Genomic DNA, 21,939 nt, shown 5'->3' with positions numbered 1-21,939 from the left:
TATTAGTCCTTTCTTAATCCGCGAGAGGCAGTCAGAATCTCTTGATCCACGATTGGCAAGCTGATTTCCACTGCGGTTCCTTTTTCTATTTCACTTTGAAAGTGTAAATGTCCTTTATGTCGTTCAATAATCTTTTGACAAACGGCCAGTCCAAGGCCCGTCCCTTTTTCTTTCGTTGAATAGAATGGTTCTCCAAGGTGCCCGATTCTTTCAGGGTCCATGCCGACTCCATTATCCGTCACAATTACATGGGCAGCCGATGCCCGCTCTTCCAATGTGATCGAAACGATTCCATCTTTATAGTCAGGTATGGATTCAACCGCATTTTTAATAATGTTAATGAACACCTGCTTAAGCTGATTTCCTTCCCCCAACACATATAACGGTTTTTCCACCTTGTTTTCATATTGAATGGATACATTATCAAGATGGGCTTGGGCTTCCATTAGCACCAGTACTTGTCTGAGGATGTCATCCAGCTTTTCATGACGAAAATGGACTTCCTGCTGTTTACCAAGTATCAGCATCTCCCCTGAGATCAGGTCAATCCGATCCACTTCAGAGAGCATAATGTCCAAATGATCATGGTTGATTCTATTGCTTGTTTGCATAAGCTGGATGAACCCTTTCAAAGATGTGAGGGGGTTGCGGATTTCATGCGCTACGGCAGCCGCAAGCTGTCCAATGACAGAAAGCTTTTCGGAAGCGACCACCATTTCTTCATTTTCACGATGAAGAGTGATGTCCCTTGCAATGGCAAAAATTCCTGTCACTTTTCGATTAATGATAATCGGGACAAGAGAACATCGCAGGATTTTCCGTTTGTCATTGGCTAAATGAATGGTCGTTTCAAAGGTTGACGCCCAGCCTTTGAAGGTCTGAAAAAAGTACTCAGTTACTCGTTTCATCTCGCCTTCATCCAAAAATTTGCTGAATTTCACTTCTTTCAGCTCTTCATGGGTGGATTCAAGCAATCCTTCTGCTTCAGAATTCACGGACACCACATTTCCATCCAAGGTCAGCTCCAATACCGCGTCAGGATTTTGTTCAAATAAGGAATGATAATGCTGATTCCTTATTTGGAGTTGTTTCTCTTTCTTCTTTAATTTTTCATTGGAGAGTATTAATTCATAGGTTCTCCTGTATACCAATAGAAAAATAATCATACCTGTTACAAGTGTAAATAACCAGCCTTTATAGCGCTGAAAATATATATACATACTTAGCTTTTCATGAGCGAGAATCATGGAAAAATAGTCGGACAATATAATCCACACAACGCCTAATAGCACATAGGTGACAGAAATTCTTAAGGCAATGTCTTTTGCTTGTTTCATTTTGGAGGTTTCACCTAAATTCAAAATAGTCTTTCTCCTATGGTTTCTCAGTTCTTACCAATTTATCATAAATTCTTTGACGACTTATTTTCTTTTCAAAAAGAAAGTAGACAAAGGGTAAATTCCTACACTTTGAATGATGAGAGAAAGCAGGATGACTCCAAATGTTAAGGAGTTCAGAAGCTGGGGTCCTTGTCCATCCATGCCAAGTAACAAGGCAACAGACATGGTGCCTTTGATGCCAGACCAGGTTAATATGAATACTTCCTTCCATCCGTACGTTTTTCTCCACGTTTTCTTCATTTTGACAACACCAATAATAATAACATAGCGCACGAGTAAGGAGAGTATAAATAGGAAGAAGATCCACCCGAATAATGAGAAAGACAAATACTGTGTCGCCTGGATCCCGATTAGTAGGAACAAAAAGGTTAGAATGGTCGGTTCAATGACGGACCAGAAACCATCCAGATCCTTCCTGAAATGATTTTCTTTAATCGTTCTTCCGTATTCATAAGAAAGCACGATCCCTGAGGATACTGTAGCCAGCACACCTGAAACGCCAAGCTCTTCCCCTATGTAAAAGGTTCCGTAAGCAAGAATGATGCTAAGCATGATCTGGTACCTGGAGTCCGTTGTGAAATGGATGGCCTTACTCGCCAGCCAGCCGAGTGTAACACCAATCACGACTCCTCCTAAGGAAACTAAAAGAAACTCCCAAAGGAACAAAGAAGCTGAAAAAGTTTGTTCCCCAAAGTAGATACCTGCCACGACCGTAAAGAGAACGATGCTTGTACCATCATTGATCATTGACTCCCCTTCTACTATATCTGCTATGTCTTGGCGACTGGAAGATTCCTTCAATATCGACACAACGGAAACTGGATCAGTAGGCGTTAGGATTGTTGCGATCAAGAGAGCTTCTACATATGAAATAGAGAGCCACGGATGTAAACCGTAATAGAAAAGCACACTCATTAAGAGGATCGTGATGATGATGCCGATCGTACTTAAGAGAGAGATGATTCCCGCATGCTTTTTTAAGGCTTTTGGTGAAAATTGGTATGCCGAAATAAATAATAGTGCGGGTAAAAACCATTCAAAGATAATGTCTTTCGTTAGGGTGACGTCAGAAAAGGCAGGTATGAACGACAGTCCGATTCCAAGCAGAAGTAAAACAACCGGAACAGGAACATTCTTTTTCTTTTTATCAATGGTATATACACTGTAGCCGATTACAAGCAAGAACAGGATGTGGATTGGTTCGATGGGTAGCACCTCCAAACAATGGGTTATACCTTTTTATTCCTCTGTCCCCCTCCTATTAAACGTACCCAACCATCTTCCTGTTTTTTCAAAATTGTGTTTATTTTTCATTTAAAAGGAAAATAGAGAAGCAATGATAGTGAAAGCAGGTGATGCGACATGTTGAGCATGATGTATGGAAGCAAAACATTCAGTAAGAGCGGATCAATCACCCTCCCACATAAATGGAGACAACAGTTTGGACTAGTACCCGGAAAACTTGCGGAACTCGTCTATCAAAACAACTGCATCTATATTAAGAGAGCGTTCAAAGACTCCACACATAACAAGCGATACATCTCAGAAAAAGGTACCGTCCACATCCCAAAGGAAATCCGTGAAGAAATGGGCATGACTCATCAATCATCCTACTACCTGATCGTAAATGAAACAGAGAATTGCTTTATGATTACCCTGGAGAAATAAAACAAATAAAGCTCAAGACTGCTCAACAAAGACCCCAGGACCTGGAAGAACAGTGCGCAAAAACAACACAAAACAAGGTCCGTCCCTCACTCGTTTAAAGCGATGAGGGACGGACCTTTGGTTGTTGGGTGGTGATGCTGCTTCCCGATGAGGAGATGGATAGTTTCCGGACGTCCATGCTTGGGAAGGACTGTTCCAGCTGCCGTGCGAGCCAACCACTTGCTTCCCGTTCCACAAAACAGGCAATCGTCGGCCCGGCACCACTTAAAGCGACACCGAATGCCCCGAACCGGCCCGCTACCTCTTCTACTGCATCGTAGTGAGGAAGCAGCTTTCTCCGGTGGGGCTGATGATACCTGTCTCGCTTCATCATCTTCCCAACCGTTTCCCAGTCACCGGTCAGGAACGCAGCCACCAATACGTTTGAAATCGCGCCTGCCTCCACGGATTCTTCAAAGGAAAGACTGGCCGGAAGTACATTTCTGGATTCCGATGTTTTCAGTTCAGCTTTAGGGATTACACAAATCACATCAATAGGAAGATCAGGCACCGATAAGAGACTCACACCCGTTTCATGCTGACAGCTGACCACAAACCCACCATAGAGTGACGCCCCTACATTATCGGGATGACCTTCAAATCGATTCGCAAGTGCCAGTTTCTTTTCTTGTGTGAGATTCAGCTCACACAGGGCATTGGCAAGTTCAATGCCCGCCACAACCGCTGCTGCACTGGAGCCTAACCCTCTCGTTAAAGGAATATCACTCGACACGTAGAGGTGACAAGGAGACGGCTTCTTACCATAGTCATCTGCCACTTCTTTCACGATTTCAACAATAAAATGTGTCTCATCAGCAGGAAAGACCTCAAGGGCAGAAGAAAGGGGAATCACTTGCCAATCTTCTGCTTCATGTGCCTCGACCGTTAAAAATACATTTAACGCCAAGCCCAGAGAATCAAATCCAGCACCTAAATTGGCTGTGCTTCCCGGGACAATGATCTTCCAGGAGCGGGGATCACGTCTTTTCATACGCCGATTGTCCCTTTGATGTAGTCTTTCACCATTTCACGATCGTTTGGCAACTTCGCCGGTGTGACCGGACTGCAATCCATGGCCGTAACCGGATCCTTTAAGCCATTACCTGTCAGCACCGCCACTACTTTTGATCCTTCTTTGATCAATCCTTTATCTAATGATTTCTTTAGTCCTGCAATCGATGCACATGAAGCGGGCTCGGCAAAGATCCCCTCTTTACTTGCAAGCAGCTGATAGGCCTCTAGAATTTCGTCATCGGTTACTTCATCAATATGTCCGTTTGATTCCTCCAGAGCGTCTACAGCTAATGACCAGCTTGCCGGGTTCCCGATTCGGATCGCAGTGGCAATCGTTTCAGGCTGAGGAAAGACCCTGTCATGGACCAGAGCTGCTGCTCCAGATGCTTCGAAGCCAAACATTCGTGGTAAAGTTGAAGCTTTAAGATGGTGATATTCTTTGAATCCTTTCCAATAAGCTGAAATATTTCCTGCATTACCGACAGGGATCGCAAGCACATCAGGGGCTTCACCTAATCCTTCAATGACTTCAAAAGCGGCCGTTTTCTGTCCTTCCAAACGATACGGATTCACTGAATTCACAAGAGTGACAGATTCGGTTTTGCTTAACTCACGGACGATTTCCAGGGCTTCATCAAAATTTCCTTCGATCGAAATAACTTCGGCACCATACATGACAGCTTGAGCTAATTTCCCTTGAGCGATTTTCCCCTCGGGGATGACCACGATACATTTGATTCCTGCCCTTGCTGCGTAGGCTGCGGCTGAAGCAGAGGTATTTCCAGTAGAGGCGCAAATGACCGTCGAACTGCCTGACTCTACCGCTTTGGCAACGGCGAGAACCATTCCGCGATCTTTAAAGGAGCCGGTAGGGTTTGCACCCTCTACCTTTGCATACAATTCGATGCCCCATTCCCGGGACAACGTCTTTAATTGAACTAAGGGAGTATTCCCTTCATTTAAAGTTAAAAGAGGAGTGTCATCATTTAATGGAAGATGTTCCCCATATTGCTCCAATAACCCTTTCCACCTCATCCTTTGTCTCCCCCTTCTACACGGTATGAACTTTCAATCGAATGAATGGCGTCATAATCCTTAAGCTCCATAAGAATATCTTCGTAATGATCAAGAGATGCTTTATGAGTCACAAGGACAATTTCAGCAAATTCGTCACTGTCTAACGGATTCTGAAGAATCTTTTCGAAACTGACGCCATGATTGGAGAAGATGGAAGTGAGTTTTGCTAAGACGCCTACTTCATCCTGAACGTGCAGCCGCAAGAAATATTTTGAATGAATTTCATTCCGTTCTTTTAATTTTTTAGGGAATTGCGGATTCACGGCACTCTTACCAGTGACTCCCAATCTCATATTCTTCATGATTCCTACCATATCTGATACAACGGCTGTGGCAGTCGGAAGACTTCCCGCTCCCGGGCCGTAAAACATCGTTTCACCAACCGCTTCCCCGTATACGTAGACTGCGTTATATTCATCATGAACCGATGCCAGTGGATGCTCATTTTGTAGCAAGGTAGGCTCCACACTCACCTCGACACTTTCCCCTTCACGGTGAGCATAGCCGATGAGCTTCATTGTGTAGCCGAATTGCTCGGCATATTGGATATCATCACCCGTCACTTCTGTAATGCCTTTCACTTTCACATCCGCTAAATCAACGTTCATGGAAAACCCTAACGTTGAAAGGATGGCCATCTTTCTCGCCGCATCCAAACCGCCGACATCTGCCGTCGGATCCGCTTCTGCATAGCCTAAATCCTGGGCTTCCCGAAGGACATCATCGAAGGTCCGTCCCTCTTTCGTCATCTTCGTCAAAATAAAGTTGGTTGTTCCGTTGACGATTCCCATCATTTTAGTGATTCGATCCGAGGCGAGGCCATCTACTAAACTTCTTAAAATCGGGATACCGCCTGCGACACTGGCTTCGTAGAATAGGTCGCAGCCGTTTTCTGAGGCTGCTCTCAATAATTCCGGTCCGTGAAGCGCCATAAGATCCTTGTTTGCCGTTACGACATGCTTCTTCTGGTGCAGCGCATGGAGGAGGTGTTCCTTCGTTTCTTCAATTCCTCCCATTACCTCGACCACAATATCAATTTCAGGATCAAACAGGACTTCCTCAGGATTTAAGGTCAGTATGTTGTTTTCCATTTCCAGTCCTCTATTTTTCTCTAAATCCTGAACAAGGGCTTTCTTTACCTTTACAGGGCAGCCAATTTGATGGGACAGTTTATCCTGATGATTCTCTACAATCTTCACCACTCCGGCTCCCACCGTTCCGAGTCCTAAAAGTCCGATTGAAATTGATTCCATAAGCCGAAAACCTCCATTTGTTTATTTCTGATGTACATTTGTTCTTGTATAGTGGACATTATAGTAGAAAAAATTACCTATTACAATAGGTATTTACGTATTTTTAGAATGTAAGAGCTTTCAATTCCGGTAGATTATTAGCTTGTTTTGTTTATAAATCTTTCTATTTTCACTCTTTTGTGACATGAACAGTGTTTCATAGGGAACTTCAGGCAAAATTTGAGCTGATTTTGTACGCCTTAGAGTGCTATCCCTCGGTTGTTGTGCCACTTCCCGCCAAACTTGTGCCACTTTCCGACTTTGTTGCGCCAAATTGTGAACAAAGTAAAAACCCCTATTAATAACAGAGGACCGCTCCTAACTAACACGCAGTTAAGAGCCGCCCTTCTTTTACACAATATGATGCAGCTGTCTGGCCATTTTGGATAGATCCCGATACACAGGAATCTTGCTTGGATCGGCATTACCGCCACTGATGACACAGCCGACTTTCTTTCCATGTACCTTGAGCTTTTGGCACATGGCTGCCGCTAAGGATGCTGCTCCTGCTCCTTCAACCAGCGTTTTTTCCCGTTGAAGCATAAACATGATGCTATAGGAGATTTCTTCATCCGTAACGGTGACCATATCGTCTACAAGTTCTCGGATGATCGGAAACGTGAGTTCTCCAGGCTTCTTCACCAGGATGCCATCGGCAATGGTGTGCACATGCTCCAGGGATCCTTTGTTTCTGCCTGTAAAAAAGTTATACGTAGCCGGTGCTCCCAGTGCCTGTACGCCAACGATTTTCACTCGCGGGTTAAAGGTTTTAACGGCCAGTGCCATTCCGGCCAACAGACCGCCTCCGCCAACAGGTACCAGGATCATGTCTAAATCACTGAGTTGCTGAAGCATTTCCAGTGCGACTGTCCCTTGCCCAGCCATCACTTTATGATCATCAAATGCATGAACATACGTTGAGCCATTTTTGACTTTCTCTTCAAGTGCTGCCCCGTAAGCTTCCTGATAGGTGTCTCCAGTCAGGACAATTTCAGCTCCGTAATGTTTCGTTGCCGCTATTTTTGTGGAAGGTGTTCGTTTCGGCATGAAGATTTTCGACGGAACTCCGCGCAGGGAGGAAGCCAGTGCCACACCTTGGGCATGATTTCCTGCAGATGCGGCAATGATGCCTCTTCCCGCTTCTTCTTCAGACAATGACATGATTTTATTCATTGCGCCTCTTACTTTGAAGGAACCTGTTCGCTGCAGGTTCTCCATTTTCAAATAGATCTCTCCACCAGTGAACGTATTCAGCGTCGATGATTGCTTTAACGGTGTTCGATGCACCTGATGACTGATTCTTTCCATTGCTTCTACAACTTCAGTGTTATCCATTAAATTCCCAAGCTACTCACCTCATAATTTTTTTCGTATTCTTCGATATTATTTCCGTAATGTAACGTCAAATCAATCTCATCCAGTCCTTTCAGGAGCATCGTCTTCCAGTAAGGATCAATGTCAAAAGAGACGCGTAGTCCTTCTGAATCACAAATCGTCTGATGCTCAAGGGACACTTCAATTTTATATAAATCTACATGGCTCTCATTTTTCAAAAGGGCATCCACTGTTTTTTCATCCAGTTGAATCGGAAGGATCCCATTTTTCAAACAATTGTTATAAAAAATATCTGCGAAGCTTTTCGCTATGATTACTTTAAACCCATAGTCCTGAAGGGCCCAGGGGGCGTGTTCCCTCGAAGAACCGCACCCAAAATTCTTTCCGCCAAGGAGAATCTCGGCGTTTTCATACTGAGGTGTATCTAATGAGAAGTCGTCTCTTAGCGATTTCCCGTCGTCTTCAAACCGCCAATGATAAAACAAATACTGACCAAAGCCTTTACGCTCGATCCTTTTTAAGAACTGTTTTGGTATGATTTGATCGGTATCTACATTGTCTCTCCTAAGAGGAAACACTTTTCCTTCCACATGATTGATTGCCATCTTTTCACCTCCTAAGAAATCGGCATTTTTTCAAGCTTTCGTACATCTGTCAGTTTTCCGGTCACAGCAGCCGCAGCGGCCATGGATGGGCTGAGTAGATGCGTTCTAGAGCCATTACCTTGCCGGCCTTCAAAGTTCCGGTTGGAAGTGGATGCACAGCGTTTGCCTGGGGGCACGATATCATCATTCATAGCCAGACACATGCTGCAGCCAGCTTCCCTCCACTGGAAACCAGCTTCTTTAAAAATGGTATCAATGCCTTGCTCTTCAGCCTCTTTCTTCACTTTAAACGAGCCCGGAACAACCAAAGCGGTCACGCCCTGCTTTACAGTATGCCCTTTTACCACCTCAGCCGCCTCTCTCAAGTCACTCAAGCGTGAATTCGTACACGAACCAATGAACACATAGTCAACCTCAATGTCCTCGATTCTCATTCCCGCCTCGAGCCCCATGTATTGAAGCGCCCTTTCAACCCCTTCTCTCTCAGAAGGATCCCCGTACTCCCCTGGGTGAGGGACGGACCTTGAAATCCCCGCGCCCATTCCAGGGTTCGTTCCCCAAGTTACATGAGGTTCGATTTCTTCACCCTTCACCTCAATTTTGTGATCATAAGTTGCGTCACTGTCGCTCGTTAGCAATCGCCACTCTTCTCTACATTGTTCAAACGGTTTATCCTTAGGCAGATATTCTCTTCCTTCTAAATATTCGAAGGTCGTCTCGTCGGGACTGATTAAACCTGCCTTGGCTCCTGCTTCAATGCTCATATTACAGACGGTCATTCTTTCTTCCATTGATAGATTGCGGATCACGTCACCCGTAAATTCGATGACATAACCGGTTCCAAATCCTACCCCGTAGGTAGAAATGATGTTTAAGATTACGTCTTTGGCCGTGACACCGAATCCCAACTCTCCGGACACTTCGACTTGAAGTGTTTTTGGCTTCGATTGCCAGAGGGTTTGGGTTGCCAATACATGCTCCACTTCACTCGTCCCAATCCCAAAGGCCAGTGCTCCGAACGCTCCGTGGGTTGAAGTATGGCTGTCTCCACATACAATCGTTTTCCCTGGCTGTGTCAAACCGAGCTCAGGTCCGATAACGTGGACAATCCCTTGATCAGGATGGTGAATATCGGCTAGAGTGACGCCGAATTCCTGACAATTTTTCTTCAACGTATCCATTTGCAGCCGAGCAATTTCATCTCTGATGATGTGACGCTCTCTCGTCGGTACGTTATGATCCATCGTGGCATACGTTAAATCCGGTCTTCTCACCTTGCGATTCTTTAAGCGAAGACCTTCAAATGCTTGGGGAGACGTTACTTCATGTACAAGGTGCAGATCAATATACAATAAATCCGGCTTTCCTTTTTCTCTGTGCACAATGTGTTTTTCCCATATCTTTTCGATGATATTTTTCCCTGCCATGAACTCCCTCCTGGTTTCGTAAGATTATTATTCAGTTAAGACTGTTTTGGTAGAATGGGTGCTGGGTGAGCAGTGGTTGATTTCCGCTCCAATCAACTTCTTTATAATCTAATTGCTTACACAAAAGCAATCCCAGCAAATTCTATCCTACAAGTACGCCGCCAAGATCGAAGACAGCGCATGATCCGCTTCCAACCTCTCCACAACCAGCTGACTCATGGCACCTGTTCCTACAACGGTTCCACGACCCATCGTCCAAAGATCTCCTGTACGGTACCCGGCATTCAATACTTCCTGAACGGCCATTTCAATCATTTCAGCTTCTTCTTTTAAGCCAAAGGAATGACGCAGCATCATGGCAACCGATAGAATCATAGCCAGTGGATTTGCTTTTCCTTTTCCAGCGATATCAGGTGCAGACCCGTGTACCGGTTCGTAAAGACCGAAGGAGTCTCCTCTTAAACTGGCGGAAGGCAGCATTCCCAGTGAGCCTGTGATCATGGACGCCTCGTCACTCAGGATATCACCGAACATATTCTCAGTCACCAGTACATCGAATTGCTTCGGCTGATACATCAGCTTCATGGCAGCGACATCGACCAGCATGTGTTCCACTTCCACATCAGGGTATTCAGGAGCCACTTCATTCACGACTTCCCGCCACATTCGACTTGTTTCCAAAACATTTGCCTTGTCAACGGACGTTAATTTTTTCTTGCGTTTTTGAGCCAGCTTGAAGGCTTTATGAACGATCCGTTCGATTTCACTTTTTTCATAGACCAGTGTATCGACGGCTACTTCATCCCTGTTTCCTTGACGACCGGACGGCTGACCGAAGTACAATCCCCCTGTCAGTTCCCGAACGATCACTAGGTCTACTTCTTCAACGATGTCACGCTTTAACGGGGAAGCACCCAGTAAACTTTCAAATGCTTTAACCGGACGCAGGTTCGCGAATAAGTCGAACTCTTTACGGATGGCCAGGAGCCCTTTTTCAGGACGAAGCTCTTTCGGAAGATGCTCCCATTTTGGTCCTCCTACAGCCCCAAGCAATACGGCATCACTATTTTTACAAAGCTTGATTGTTTCAGGAGGTAATGGTGTACCGAAGCGATCAACGGCAGAGCCACCGATATGACCCTTTTCTACCTCGAACTCATGACCGAACCAATCACCCACTGCTTTCAGTACTTCTAATGCCCCGTCCATGATCTCTTGACCGATACCGTCTCCTGGTAGTACAGCGATTTTTTTCTTCATTAGAATTACCTCCCATTTTAATTGGTTTTATGGGAGAAGCCTTGGAATACAAGGCTTCTCAAGCTTACAAGCTGGCTTCTACTGCTTCCTTCTCCCTGGACTGTAATTTCCGTTGTGCTGATCGGTTCACTGCATTCAGGTAAGCACGTGCTGATGCTTCTAATACATCCTGGGCGGTTCCGCGTCCGCTTGTCTTTTCTCCGTTATATTCGAGTCGGACATATACTTCTGCAAGGGCATCCCGGCCCCCTCCGACTGAGTTGATCTTGTAATCTAATAATCTAGAAGGACTTGGCAGGATTTTTTCGATTGTATTGTAGATGGCTTCTACACTTCCTGAACCCGTTGAAGCGAGCTGGGTTACGCTGCCGTCTTCAAACTTCAATTCGATCGTAGCCGTCGGGATATTGCCCATGCCGTATTGGACCTGCATTCTTTCTAATGTAAATCCGACAGCTTCGGCCATTTCCGTTTGCTTATTCGTCAGGATGCTGAAGAGATCTTCATCGACGATTTCCTTCTTCTTATCAGCCAGATCCTTAAATGCATGAAATGCTTCATTAAGCTTCTCATCTGAAAGTTCAAATCCTAATTCAACCACTTTATTTTTAAAGGCGTGACGTCCTGAGTGTTTTCCCAGTACCAGTCGGGTTGCATTCACTCCGATCAGTTCAGGGGTGATGATTTCGTACGTAGTTTTTTCCTTCAGCATTCCGTCCTGATGAATACCTGATTCATGAGCGAAAGCATTATCACCAACAACCGCTTTGTTAGCCGGTACTCTCATCCCCGTCAGCTTACTGACAAGAGAGCTTGTTTTCTTAATTTCATCCAGCTTCAGGCGGGTTGTCGCACCGTAAAAATCTTCCCGGATTCTAAGAGCGACTGCGATCTCTTCCAGAGCAGCATTCCCAGCTCTTTCCCCAATCCCATTGATCGTTCCTTCGATTTGATCCGCTCCGTTTTCAATAGCAGCCAGTGAATTGGCCGTGGCCATTCCCAGATCATCATGACAATGAGCAGATAGCTTTACTCCGTTGATATTCGGAACGTTTTCTCTTACGTACCGAAACAATTCACCGTATTTATGAGGGGTAATATACCCTACCGTATCAGGAAGGTTAATGACCGAAGCCCCTGCTGCAATGACTCTCTCCATGATCTTCACCAAGAAATTCAAGTCTGTCCGGCACGCATCTTCTGCCGACCACTGAACCACCGGGAAAAATTTCTTCGCGTACTGAACGGCCTGGACCGCTGTATCGATGACCTGATCCGGTGTCATCTTCAGCTTATGAGTCATGTGAATGGGAGAGGTGGCCAGGAACACATGCAGCCTTGGTTCTGCCGTTCCTTTAAGCGATTCCCATACCGCATCGATGTCCCGCTGTTGAGCACGAGCAAGCCCCGTAACAGAGCTGTTCTTGATCGTGGAACCGATCCGCTGCACGGCATCGAAGTCTCCTTTGGAAGCTGCAGGAAACCCGGCTTCAATGACGTCTACTCCCAGCCTTTCAAGCTGCTTCGCAACCTCGATTTTTTCAATCGTATTCAGATTTACGCCCGCTGACTGTTCACCATCTCGTAGGGTTGTGTCAAAAATCTCAATGGTTCGCACTCGCAACCACTTCCTTTTCTTTAGTAGAAGGTTTCTGTACAAAAGGCATCATTTTACGAAGCTCTTTTCCAACCACTTCAATCGGGTGCTGACTTTCACGCTGGTTGATCGCGTTAAACTCTGGACGGTTCGCCTGATTCTCCAAGATCCATCCCTTCGCAAATTTCCCTGTTTGGATATCCGTTAATACTTCCTTCATGCGGGCTTTCGTTTCTTCGTTCACAACTCGTGGACCTGAAACGAAGTCTCCCCATTGGGCTGTGTCGGAGATCGAGTAACGCATTCCTTCTAATCCTTGCTCATACATTAGGTCAACGATCAGCTTCAATTCGTGTAAACACTCGAAATAGGCGACCTCTTTTTGATAACCGGCTTCGACCAGCGTTTCGAATCCTGCTTTTACAAGGGATGTCACTCCTCCACACAGAACCGCCTGTTCCCCGAATAGATCGGTTTCTGTTTCTTCCTGGAAGGATGTTTCAAGAATCCCTGCACGTCCGGCACCTACACCTTTTGCATACGCAAGGGCCAGTTCACCTGCTTGACCTGAAGCATCTTGATAAACCCCAAAGAGTGCTGGTACTCCGGCTCCCTCTTCAAATGTTCTTCTTACCAGGTGTCCCGGTCCTTTCGGCGCTACCAGGAATACATCTACATCTTCCGGAGGAACGACTTGATGGAAATGGATATTAAATCCGTGTGCAAATGCCAGTGCTTTACCTGGTGACAGGGCCGGTTTGATTTCTGCTTCATATACTTTCGGCTGATGCTCATCCGGCAGAAGAACCATGATGACATCTGCCTGTTCACTTGCTTCGCGGACGGAGTAGACATCGAATCCGTCCTTTTCCGCCTGGTCCCACGACTTTCCTTTTCTCAATCCCACTACAACATCAAATCCGCTTTCCTTCAGGTTTTGAGCATGTGCGTGACCTTGTGAGCCATAACCAACAACCGCTACCTTCTTCCCTTTTAAAACCTCTTCATTCACATCTCCGTTATAATATACCTTTACCATTTCCCTCATCCTCTCCATTTTTTGAATAGTAAGTTTTTTTAAATGTGATTTTCATCGCTACAGCTTCTAATTCACGATTGAATACTGTTTTATTTCCGTAACTGATTTCCCATTGCCCCTTGCGAAAGCTGTGATGCCTGTTCGGGCGATTTCTTTGATGCCATAAGGTCTTAATAGATCAATGATGGCTTCTATCTTGGATGTTTCACCTGTTACCTGGACGGTTACGCTGTCTCTTGCCACATCAATGATGGCGGCTCTGAAGGGTTCTACGATCCCATTGATTTCGGATCTCGTCTGCCCTGTACTTAACACTTTGATGAGTGCCAATTCTCTTGCGACGACTCCTTGATCGGTGATGTCTGAAACCTTGAGGACATCAATTTGTTTATGCAGCTGTTTTAAAAGCTGTTCGATTTTGCGATCGTCTTCTACATTGACGACAAAAGTCATTCTTGAAATTCCTTCGACTTCTGTATAGCCGACTGAAATGCTTTCGATGTTGAACTGACGCTTTGTAAACAATCCGGTTACTCGATTTAATACACCGCTCCGGTTATGAACGAGAGCCGTTACAATCCGTTTCCTCATGGTTTCACTCCTAACATTTCGTGTAATCCCTTACCTGGAGCTACCATCGGGTAGACATTTTCCTTTGGATTCACCCAGCAATCAATGAGCACTGGTTCATCACTCGTTAAGGCTTCTTTTAAAACAGAATCGACTTCCTCCTGGGTTTTCACTTGATACCCCTTGATTCCGTACGATTCAGCCAGTTTCACAAAATCAGGCTGGGTGGAGAACACCGATTGAGAGTATCTTTCTTCAAAGAAGGTTTCCTGCCACTGTCTCACCATTCCCAGTGTACCGTTATTAAGAATAACCACCTTAACGGGAAGGTTCAGCTCTTTTAGCAGTATCAGCTCTTGCAGAGTCATTTGGAATCCGCCATCTCCTACAAAGGCAACCACCGTACTTGATGGGTTTGCTAACTGGGCTCCGATTGCTGCCGGAAATCCGAATCCCATCGTGCCAAGCCCTCCGGATGTGACCCAATTATTCGGCTTTTTGAAGGAGTAGTATTGTGCCGCCCACATTTGATGCTGTCCCACGTCCGTGGTGACAACCGCTTCCCCGTTCGTCATTTCGTATACCTGTTCAATCAAGCGTTGAGGAGAGAGCACATCGTGAGCCTGGTTATACCAGAAAGGATATTCCCGTTTATATGACTTAAGATGCTGATGCCAGGCATCGAAATCGGGCTTTTCCGTTTCATGTTGAAGGAGTTTAGCAAGTGCCTGTTTCGCATCGGCAACGATTGGTATCTGTGTTTCAACATTCTTCCCGATCTCAGCTGGATCGATGTCGATATGGACCACTTTGGCCCGTGGTGCAAAGGTAGCAAGATTCCCTGTTAACCGGTCATCAAATCTTGCTCCGATATTGATGAGCAAGTCACATTCATGAATGGCCATATTGCTTGCATAGCATCCGTGCATCCCTGCCATACCTAGAAACAACGGATGATCAGCAGGAAATCCGCCTAAACCTAAAAGGGTATGAATCACAGGAATGTCATATTGCTCTGCGAAACTCTTCAGTTCTTCTGTTGCCTTTCCGTGAAGTACTCCTGCCCCGGCTAAGATGACCGGCTGTCTGGAAACCTTAATGGCATCCACCAGTTTCTTGATTTGGAGGGGATTTGGATAAAAGTTAGGCTGATACCCCGGTAAGTCCATTTCTACTTCGTGTGCCGGATACGCTTGCTGCAGGGTCAAGTCTTTCGGAATGTCGACGAGTACGGGTCCAGGCCTTCCGGTTGATGCGATATGAAAGGCTTCCTTCACAATCCTCGGTAAGTCTTTAATATCCCGAACCTGATAATTATGCTTTGTGATCGGCATCGTAATGCCAACAACGTCCGCTTCCTGGAATGCATCAGTTCCGATCACCCCTGAAGCCACCTGCCCCGTAAAGACCACCAGAGGCAATGAATCCATCATGGCATCTGCAATCCCTGTCACAAGATTCGTAGCTCCCGGACCCGATGTGGCAATCACCACACCCGGTTTCCCTGACACCCTGGCATATCCTTCCGCCGCGTGGATGGCCCCCTGCTCATGGCGGGCAAGTACGTGCTTGATCGGGGCTTTGTAAAGAGCATCGTAAATCGGCAAGACCGCTCCCCCAGGATATCCAAACAGAATCTCAACCTTTTCCTCCCTTAAAGCTTTCATGAGCATATCAGCACCGTTGACGTTTTCTGTTAGTGTCTGTGAAGCCGGTTCTGCCTCTACTTTCGCTCTCATTTCCTATCTCCTCCTTTTATTAAAAGCACAGGCGGCTTGGTCAGGCCCGACATGCATAAGGCAAGGTCGCTGAAAAGGCGCCTTTTGCCTTTTTGGCGAGATTGACTTATGACCTCGAGGGCCTAGCCGCCGGAGCTGGATATATTAAAAGCACCGGCGGGGAACCGCCTGAGCTATATCAATCCAATTTCCCAAACAAAAAAGACCTTTTCACCCACTACGACAGAGTTCATCTTTCGCAGGGGCGAAAAGGTCTTCATCCTTTCCACGGTACCACCCTAATTCAGAGATAACGGATATCATCTCCCTTTGCAGGCTGATCGGTTTCACCAGCCTTTGTTTTTGTAACGAGTAGCATCTACTCGATCGTTCCTACTTTTAGAGGTTCAGAACGATACTCAGAGGGGATGTCGGTATTGGATGTATTACTGGTTTGCAGCACCACCAGCTCTCTGAAAATACGATTTCCAACCCTTTTACCTCTTCAACGCTTTACTTTATTCCGTTTTCAAAATTCCACCTGTACTAGCTGATGTTACAAGCTTGGCATATCGTGCTAAGTAACCTTTTCTGATCTTCGGAGGGGGCTGTACCCACTCCTTTTGCCTGAACTGAAGTTCCGTTTCTGAAACCATGAGGGAAATCGTTCGATTCGTTAAATCTATGAAGATGGGATCTCCATTTTCAACAACACCGATTGGTCCTCCTTCAGCAGCTTCCGGTGAGACATGACCGATTGAAATGCCTCGTGATGCTCCTGAAAATCGACCGTCTGTCATGAGTGCCACTTTCTTTTCCAGGCCTCTTCCTGCAATGGCTGCCGTTGGTGCCAGCATCTCCGGCATCCCCGGACCACCCTTTGGCCCTTCATAACGGATCACCACTACATGCCCTTCTTTCACTTCTCCACTTTCAATTCCAGCAAGGGCGTCATCCTGGGATTCGTATACAATCGCTTCACCCATAAAGGTTTTGATGGACGGGTCGACTGCTCCGACTTTGATGACCCCACCATTTGGAGCAATATTTCCAAAGAGTACGGATAATCCTCCGACTGGACTGTGAGCGTTGTCCCTGCGACGGATGACATCGTCATTTTGAATATGAGCATCTTGTACGTTCTCATAAAGGGACTTTCCTGTTACCGTGATTCGATCCTTGTGTACAGCCCCCATTTCACATAATTCTTTAATAATGGCGCTGACCCCTCCAGCATTATGAACGTCCTGCATGGAGTAATCAGAGGCTGGGCTTATCTTGGATAAATAAGGTACTCGTTCTGCGACTTTATTGATACGGTTGATGTCGTAATCAATCTCCGCCTCATTCGCAATGGCTAGTGTATGAAGGACGGTATTGGTGGAACCTCCCATAGCCATATCTAAAGCAAATGCATCGTCGATTGTATCTTCCGTAATGATGTCTCTTGGTTTAATATCCTTCTTTACCATTTCCACTAAATATTTGGCCGCATCCTTGATTAACTGATGTCGCTCATCAGAGGTGGCAACGATTGTTCCATTTCCCGGAGGAGCCATCCCGAGCATTTCCATCAGGGAATTCATGGAGTTCGCTGTGAACATCCCCGAGCATGATCCGCAAGTCGGACATGCATTGGCTTCTATGTCAAGAAGCTGTTCAGCCGTCATCCTTCCTGACTGATGGGCCCCAACTCCCTCGAAAACGGATACGAGTGATAATGGCTTCCCTTCGCTCGAAACCCCCGCTTCCATCGGGCCTCCCGATACAAAGACAGAAGGGACATTCGTCCGGACTGCCGACATGAGCATTCCCGGTGTGATCTTGTCACAGTTTGGAATGTAGAACACTCCGTCAAACCAGTGAGCATTGATGACGGTTTCTGCTGAGTCGGCGATCAGTTCCCGACTTGGTAATGAGTACCTCATCCCGATATGTCCCATGGCGATCCCATCGTCAACACCGATTGTATTGAATTCGAATGGAATGCCGCCCGCTTCCCGGATCGCTTCTTTTACCACTTGGGCAAATCCGTTTAAATGCATATGACCGGGAATGATATCAATGTATGAGTTACACACCCCGATGAATGGTTTTTCCAAGTCTTCAAGCTTCACTCCCGTAGCGTACAGTAAACTGCGGTGAGGAGCCCGGTCGATTCCTTTTTTGATCATGTCACTTCGCACGTCATCACCTCCAACTTAGCCAACTTGAGCATTTTGTTTGTAAACTTTTCTTCCATCTTGCGTGACAGTGTTTCTGAACTCCTGCAATAATTGGGTTGTATACTTTCCAGGTTTCCCTTCACCGATTACGCGGCCATCAACCTTTACAACGGCAATGACTTCTGCAGCTGTCCCAGTTAAGAACACTTCATCCGCTGTATATACATCATGACGGGTGAAGACTTCTTCCTTCATCTCGAATCCGAGCTTTTCGGCAATCTCGATGATTGCATTACGGGTGATTCCTTCAAGGGCCCCTACATATCCGGGCGGGGTTAAGATTTTTCCTTTTTTGACAATGAAGATATTGTCGGCTGATCCTTCAGCTACATATCCTTGATCGTTAAGCATTAACGCTTCACTTACACCAGCCAGATTGGCTTCGATTTTTACCAGAATATTATTTAAGTAGTTTAAGGATTTAACCTTTGGTGAAAGAACATCTGCACGGTTACGGCGGCTTGCTACTGTAACGATATCGATGCCTGTTTCGTATAAGCTTTTAGGGAACAGGGCTAATTGTTCTGCAATGACAATGATTTGTGGTTTTCTACAAGTAAATGGATCCAACCCTAAGTTTCCAACACCTCTAGAAATGACCACACGTATGTAGGCATTCTCTAGTTGATTCTTTTTCAATGTATCGACGATAATGTCACACATCTCTTCTTTCGATACTTCGATATGCAACATGATTGATTTCGCAGAGTCATAAAGGCGATCAACATGTTCTTCTAGACGGAACACATTCCCATCGTACATTCGAATCCCTTCGAACACTCCATCTCCATATAGAAAACCATGGTCGTACACAGATACAACTGCGTCTTCCTTTTTTACGTATTGCCCGTCTAAGTAGATCCATTGTTCGTTCATGTTAATCATTCCTTTCCTGGTGAGAATTTATTTAATTTTTAGAATTTTATTTTTGCACTGAAGGACGATTTCTCCAGTTGCTTTGGAGCCTGTTGAACAGCAGTTTGGAATAAGTTGTGGTTGTTGCTTCCTGCTGGTTCATATTTTTTTATTGAGGACAATATTACTCCCGTTTCCCGGGAAGGTCAACAGGCTTTTCGTAAATTTTTTGACTATTTAGATTTATCTGATTATAAGTAAACGCTTACATCTTTGTCCTTATAGAGTTTATTGGGAGAAAAAAATATTTTGGATTTTTTTTATTAACAGGGTGAATGACGCTTCAGATCCCATGAGGAGCCCAATCAGATATTTTTCGACAAAATCCTATGGGAATGGGGGTTTAGGGGAGTTTAGACCTGTGTGTATCTGACTGATATATTCTCACTTCTTTTTCATAATTGAGAATTCATTTTTCTATTAATTTGTAGGGATGAATGATTATTAATCTGGTAAGACGATCACCAATATGTAATGAATTCTATTAAAACCTTTCATTCCCATAATCCGTAATGCCTTTCAAACCAGAATGTAATTTTATTTTTTCTACAGGAATGAATAATCTTTCATAAAGAAATATATTCTCCCAAAAAGCAGTCGCCACTATTTTAAACTGTATATAAATAAAAAAGAATCAACCCAAGTAACCGGACGGTCTTTGGATTGATTCTTCCTTTACACCCATGTAAACATATAATTCGGATCTTCGACATCCTTTGCTTTTTTAACGATCTTCAACGGTTTGAAAGTATCGATCATAACGGCAAGCTCCAGGGTTTCTTTTTTCCCGATACTGGCTTCTGTCGTTCCTGGATGTGGACCGTGTGGAATCCCGCTCGGATGGAGGGTAATCGATCCTTCTTTGATTCCCTTTCTGCTCATGAAGTTTCCTTCCACATAGTACAGCAGCTCATCGCTGTTCACGTTGCTGTGATTATAAGGAGCCGGAATCGATTCCGGATGGTAGTCATATAGTCTTGGAACAAATGAGCAGACAACGAAGTTATGCCCTTCAAACGTTTGATGAACAGGAGGCGGCTGATGCACACGCCCTGTGATCGGCTCAAAGTCCTCAATGTTGAATACCCAAGGATAAAGATAACCATCCCAGCCGACAACGTCCAGTGGATGATGATTTAACACATGGGAATGAAGCGCTCCCCTTGATTTGGTGATCACTTCGAATTCTCCTTCTTCATCCATCGTTGCAAGCCTCTCAGGTCCTCGTAAATCCCGCTCACAAAACGGACTGTGCTCCAGTAATTGTCCGTACTCATTTCGATAACGGCGAGGTGTGGTAATCTGACTGAAGGACTCGACGATCAGCATCTTCGTCTCTTCTTCAGGAACGACACGGTAGATGGTCCCGATCGGAATCACCACATAATCCCCTTTTCCATAGGTGAGGGTTCCGAACATCGTCTCTACCTGCCCTTTACCAAAATGGATATATAGCATTTCATCTCCATCACCATTTCGGTAAAAGCTTGTCATCTTTTCTGTGACATAGGCTGTTCCAATCAATAAGTCCGAATTACCGAGTAAATATTCACGGCTCTTTAAGGCACAGCCTTTTTTCTCGACTCTGTCTGTAAAGAAATGTCGATGACGGAGAGCACCCTCTTCCTCAAACTCCGGCATATAACTCCCTAAATACTCTGTCTTCGCCACAGCCGTCGGCAAATGATGATGATACAGAATCGACTGTGTTCCCGAGAACCCCTTCGTCCCCATGACCTGCTCCCTGTAGAGCGTGCCATCATCCTTTTTAAACATGGTGTGACGTTTGTGAGGTATTTTCCCCAGTTGACGATAGTACATGGTTCTCCTCCTCTCTTTTCTTTGCAATCGTATTACTCAAGACTCCTAATCCTCTAATCTCTAATTCCACCAAGTCCCCCGACTTCAACCATGGATGCGTTTCAGGACCCAGCTCCAATATACATCCTGTTCCAACAGTTCCAGATCCAATCACTTCGCCGGGATACAGGGTGACGTCTTGCGAGGCGCGCTCGATCATGTCTGCAAAAGTATAATGGATGTCCTGATAATTCCCCTCGGATAAAAGTATCCCATTCACTTTTGCCGACATAGGAAGATCAAAACGGTTTCCCTTGCGATAGGTTTCCAGTTCATCCTTCGTCACTAAATAAGGACCGAAAGAAGTGGCAAAATCCTTTCCTTTCGCGGGTCCAAGTCCTACTTTCATCTCATGCTTCTGGATGTCTCTGGCACTCCAATCATTCATGATGAAATAGCCGTATATATGGTCTTCTGCGTTTTCTTTTGAAATGGTTTTTCCTTCTCTGCCAATAACGCAGGCGATTTCCAATTCATAATCGAGCCACTCACATCCAGCAGGTTTTGCGATGTGATCGCCAGGACCTTTTATAGCTAAGTGATTGGTAAAATAAAAGACGGGGATGTCATACCATTCTGGAACCACATCGAGTCCCCTCCGTTTACGTGCCGTTTTCACATGCTCTTCAAATGCATAGAAATCACGTATGCTGACAGGCCTTGGAATCGGCGACAACAGGGTGACATCACGTAGTGAATACACTCCTTTGTCTTTTTCTGAAAAGGTGCCGAGCTCCTTCATCCGTTTTAGGCCTTCGTCTCCAAGCTCGATGATGGATAACATATCTTTAGGGAGCAAACCTCCGCTCACAGCATGGATGTCTACGACAAGTTCATCCTGAACTTTTCCCGCTCTTACTTCTCCTTCTTTTAAAAAGCTAACCAGCTTCACGTGTCA

General features: G+C 45.3%; 18 protein-coding genes and 1 other annotated feature. Of the genes, 1 reads left to right on the top strand and 17 read right to left on the bottom strand.

Going from position 1 to position 21,939, the window contains the following annotated elements:
* Positions 1–2: 2 nt before the first annotated feature.
* A complete protein-coding gene (locus AAEM60_RS02485) occupies positions 3–1,361 on the bottom strand; it encodes an ATP-binding protein (RefSeq protein ID WP_341357316.1) in 1,359 nt (452 codons plus the stop codon).
* A 60-nt stretch (positions 1,362–1,421) separates the two neighbouring features.
* The gene (locus AAEM60_RS02480) at positions 1,422–2,615 is read right to left on the bottom strand and encodes a sodium:proton antiporter (RefSeq protein WP_341357962.1); all 1,194 of its coding nucleotides are present in this window, start codon (positions 2,613–2,615) and stop codon (positions 1,422–1,424) included.
* Positions 2,616–2,762: 147 nt separating this feature from the next.
* On the opposite strand from AAEM60_RS02480, the gene AAEM60_RS02475 reads away from it, so the two are divergent.
* Positions 2,763–3,068 (top strand): AbrB/MazE/SpoVT family DNA-binding domain-containing protein, encoded by a 306-nt coding sequence (locus tag AAEM60_RS02475; RefSeq protein WP_299741432.1) that lies wholly within the window; start codon positions 2,763–2,765, stop codon positions 3,066–3,068.
* 94 nt (positions 3,069–3,162) lie between these two features.
* On the opposite strand, the gene thrB is transcribed toward AAEM60_RS02475, so the two are convergent.
* The 15 genes from thrB to AAEM60_RS02400 all read right to left on the bottom strand — a co-directional run bounded on the left by thrB (position 3,163) and on the right by AAEM60_RS02400 (position 21,933).
* Positions 3,163–4,098, bottom strand: coding sequence for a homoserine kinase (gene thrB / locus AAEM60_RS02470; RefSeq protein WP_299741431.1), 936 nt, complete (start codon positions 4,096–4,098; stop codon positions 3,163–3,165).
* Positions 4,095–5,156: a threonine synthase gene (gene thrC, locus AAEM60_RS02465; protein WP_341357315.1), complete on the bottom strand. Its 1,062-nt coding sequence runs from the start codon at positions 5,154–5,156 to the stop codon at positions 4,095–4,097. Before thrC ends, thrB begins: the two co-directional genes overlap by 4 nt.
* Positions 5,153–6,451, bottom strand: a complete 1,299-nt coding sequence (locus tag AAEM60_RS02460; protein ID WP_341357314.1) for a homoserine dehydrogenase — start codon at positions 6,449–6,451, stop codon at positions 5,153–5,155. The genes thrC and AAEM60_RS02460 overlap by 4 nt, the downstream gene beginning before the upstream one ends.
* Before the next feature lie 390 nt (positions 6,452–6,841).
* Positions 6,842–7,825: a threonine ammonia-lyase gene (ilvA, locus tag AAEM60_RS02455; RefSeq protein WP_299741428.1), complete on the bottom strand. Its 984-nt coding sequence runs from the start codon at positions 7,823–7,825 to the stop codon at positions 6,842–6,844.
* On the bottom strand, positions 7,825–8,430 hold the full coding sequence (gene leuD / locus AAEM60_RS02450; protein ID WP_341357313.1) for a 3-isopropylmalate dehydratase small subunit: 606 nt from the start codon (positions 8,428–8,430) through the stop codon (positions 7,825–7,827). The genes ilvA and leuD overlap by 1 nt, the downstream gene beginning before the upstream one ends.
* Positions 8,431–8,441: 11 nt before the next feature.
* Entirely contained in the window at positions 8,442–9,857 is a 1,416-nt protein-coding gene (gene leuC, locus AAEM60_RS02445; protein ID WP_341357312.1) for a 3-isopropylmalate dehydratase large subunit, read from the bottom strand.
* A gap of 147 nt (positions 9,858–10,004) precedes the next feature.
* Positions 10,005–11,117 carry a 3-isopropylmalate dehydrogenase gene (gene leuB, locus AAEM60_RS02440; protein ID WP_341357311.1) on the bottom strand — a complete coding sequence of 371 codons (1,113 nt, stop codon included), beginning with the start codon at positions 11,115–11,117 and terminating at the stop codon, positions 10,005–10,007.
* A gap of 64 nt (positions 11,118–11,181) precedes the next feature.
* On the bottom strand, positions 11,182–12,735 hold the full coding sequence (locus AAEM60_RS02435; protein WP_299741424.1) for a 2-isopropylmalate synthase: 1,554 nt from the start codon (positions 12,733–12,735) through the stop codon (positions 11,182–11,184).
* Positions 12,722–13,753, bottom strand: a complete 1,032-nt coding sequence (gene ilvC / locus AAEM60_RS02430) for a ketol-acid reductoisomerase (protein WP_299741423.1) — start codon at positions 13,751–13,753, stop codon at positions 12,722–12,724. Before ilvC ends, AAEM60_RS02435 begins: the two co-directional genes overlap by 14 nt.
* Positions 13,754–13,819: 66 nt before the next feature.
* Positions 13,820–14,344 carry an acetolactate synthase small subunit gene (gene ilvN / locus AAEM60_RS02425; RefSeq protein ID WP_299741422.1) on the bottom strand — a complete coding sequence of 175 codons (525 nt, stop codon included), beginning with the start codon at positions 14,342–14,344 and terminating at the stop codon, positions 13,820–13,822.
* Positions 14,341–16,062 (bottom strand): acetolactate synthase large subunit, encoded by a 1,722-nt coding sequence (ilvB, locus tag AAEM60_RS02420; protein ID WP_299741421.1) that lies wholly within the window; start codon positions 16,060–16,062, stop codon positions 14,341–14,343. Before ilvB ends, ilvN begins: the two co-directional genes overlap by 4 nt.
* A gap of 237 nt (positions 16,063–16,299) precedes the next feature.
* Positions 16,300–16,559: a binding site (T-box leader), on the bottom strand.
* A complete protein-coding gene (gene ilvD / locus AAEM60_RS02415; RefSeq protein WP_299741420.1) occupies positions 16,560–18,227 on the bottom strand; it encodes a dihydroxy-acid dehydratase in 1,668 nt (555 codons plus the stop codon). It lies immediately after the preceding feature.
* Positions 18,228–18,242: 15 nt separating this feature from the next.
* Positions 18,243–19,142, bottom strand: a complete 900-nt coding sequence (ilvE, locus tag AAEM60_RS02410) for a branched-chain-amino-acid transaminase (RefSeq protein WP_299741419.1) — start codon at positions 19,140–19,142, stop codon at positions 18,243–18,245.
* 714 nt (positions 19,143–19,856) lie between these two features.
* Positions 19,857–21,002, bottom strand: coding sequence for a homogentisate 1,2-dioxygenase (locus tag AAEM60_RS02405; RefSeq protein WP_341357310.1), 1,146 nt, complete (start codon positions 21,000–21,002; stop codon positions 19,857–19,859).
* On the bottom strand, positions 20,950–21,933 hold the full coding sequence (locus AAEM60_RS02400) for a fumarylacetoacetate hydrolase family protein (protein WP_341357309.1): 984 nt from the start codon (positions 21,931–21,933) through the stop codon (positions 20,950–20,952). Before AAEM60_RS02400 ends, AAEM60_RS02405 begins: the two co-directional genes overlap by 53 nt.
* Between the last annotated feature and the right edge of the window lie 6 nt (positions 21,934–21,939).

The organism is Rossellomorea sp. y25 (genome assembly GCF_038049935.1).
In the GTDB taxonomy this organism is placed as follows: Bacteria; Bacillota; Bacilli; order Bacillales; family Bacillaceae_B; genus Rossellomorea.
Note: the sequence above shows the minus strand (reverse complement) of the source record. Positions and strands in the feature narration are given on the sequence as shown.

Bases quoted from the DNA above. Each gene is read 5' to 3' on its own strand.
- AAEM60_RS02475 (WP_299741432.1), top strand. From the start codon at position 2,763: ATGTTGAGCATGATGTATGGAAGCAAAACATTCAGTAAGAGCGGATCA.
- thrB (WP_299741431.1), bottom strand. From the start codon at position 4,098: ATGAAAAGACGTGATCCCCGCTCCTGGAAGATCATTGTCCCGGGAAGC.
- thrC (WP_341357315.1), bottom strand. From the start codon at position 5,156: ATGAGGTGGAAAGGGTTATTGGAGCAATATGGGGAACATCTTCCATTA.
- AAEM60_RS02460 (WP_341357314.1), bottom strand. From the start codon at position 6,451: ATGGAATCAATTTCAATCGGACTTTTAGGACTCGGAACGGTGGGAGCC.
- ilvA (WP_299741428.1), bottom strand. From the start codon at position 7,825: ATGGATAACACTGAAGTTGTAGAAGCAATGGAAAGAATCAGTCATCAG.
- leuD (WP_341357313.1), bottom strand. From the start codon at position 8,430: ATGGCAATCAATCATGTGGAAGGAAAAGTGTTTCCTCTTAGGAGAGAC.
- leuC (WP_341357312.1), bottom strand. From the start codon at position 9,857: ATGGCAGGGAAAAATATCATCGAAAAGATATGGGAAAAACACATTGTG.
- leuB (WP_341357311.1), bottom strand. From the start codon at position 11,117: ATGAAGAAAAAAATCGCTGTACTACCAGGAGACGGTATCGGTCAAGAG.
- ilvC (WP_299741423.1), bottom strand. From the start codon at position 13,753: ATGGTAAAGGTATATTATAACGGAGATGTGAATGAAGAGGTTTTAAAA.
- ilvN (WP_299741422.1), bottom strand. From the start codon at position 14,344: ATGAGGAAACGGATTGTAACGGCTCTCGTTCATAACCGGAGCGGTGTA.
- ilvB (WP_299741421.1), bottom strand. From the start codon at position 16,062: ATGAGAGCGAAAGTAGAGGCAGAACCGGCTTCACAGACACTAACAGAA.
- ilvE (WP_299741419.1), bottom strand. From the start codon at position 19,142: ATGAACGAACAATGGATCTACTTAGACGGGCAATACGTAAAAAAGGAA.
- AAEM60_RS02405 (WP_341357310.1), bottom strand. From the start codon at position 21,002: ATGTACTATCGTCAACTGGGGAAAATACCTCACAAACGTCACACCATG.